The 1,061-nt window shown below is 47.4% G+C and carries 1 protein-coding gene; it reads right to left on the reverse strand.

Annotated features, from left to right (window positions below; all coding sequences use genetic code 11):
* Positions 1–56: 56 nt before the first annotated feature.
* Complete coding sequence (locus QUA16_RS36765; protein ID WP_333109804.1) at positions 57–617, reverse strand: SDR family NAD(P)-dependent oxidoreductase; 561 nt, start codon at positions 615–617, stop codon at positions 57–59.
* Between the last annotated feature and the right edge of the window lie 444 nt (positions 618–1,061).

The raw sequence follows: 1,061 nt of genomic DNA on the forward strand, positions 1-1,061 counted from the left end.
AAGTCGAGTCGTGGAAAGAGGAAGCCTAAACAGTGATGTTTAGAATCCCCGACCGTTTACGGCGGGGAGGATGTCAAACCTGTATCTTTTAACTCATTGCGGAGTGCCTCGGAAAACGAGTGGATGAAGGCTTTGGATGCTGCATAGACTGCCTCGAATGGCCCCGGCATTAGGGCGGCAATCGACGAAGTGAATAGAATCCGTCCCTGGCCCCGATCGACCATATCCTTAACTACCCGTTTAGCCAAATGCACAGACGAGACAACGTTAAGGTTAATCAGATTTAGTTCGTCCTTCAAGTCTGTCTCGCGGGCAAAGTCGCCACCGACGCCGACACCGGCATTAATTGCGATCGCATCCACTGGCCGATTAGTCGCTTTTATCTGGTTGTAGAGCGTCTCAACACCGTCGTAGGTAGCGAGGTCTGCCTGCACTGTCTCGACTTTGGCACCGAGCCCCTCAAAGGCTTGAGCCGCTTCTTTAATGCTCGCTCCGGTGGCGGTGACTAGGAGATCGAATCCGTTTTGAGCGAACTGTTTGGCGAGTTCGTAGCCGATACCGTTAGAGGCACCCGTCACGACAGCCAAGGGCCGGGTCAACGAACTGTTTATAACCATCTAAAATCCTCGGTAACTGGTTCACACTCGTTTGTCTAGGCTTGCTTTTCTCTGTACCCGACAATCTTTGTGGACTGTGGGCTTTCAACTTTTACAATGCTAGGGAGGTAGGAGTGCGATCGCATCTTTCCCAGGACATAAGCTTTTAGGCATTTAAAGACGGTATAATCGCAAACAAGCTTCATCCAATTAGTCTAAAAATGCCTGCATAGAATCAACTCAGAGAAAGAGCAAATAGAGAAACTATCGAAAGCCTTAAAAAACGCATAAAATGGGAATTTTATCTCAAAAATTATGATTTTCTTACTGACTGATGCAATAAACTATAGCAATCCTAAATTATTTGCATAATTATTTAGGATTGCTATATATAGCGGTTCTCAAGCGTGGTGAGGTATGCCCTATGCCCTATGCCCTATGCCCTATGCCCTATGCCCTATGCCC

Source organism: Microcoleus sp. S13_C3, assembly GCF_036700905.1.
Taxonomy (GTDB): Bacteria; Cyanobacteriota; Cyanobacteriia; order Cyanobacteriales; family Microcoleaceae; genus Microcoleus.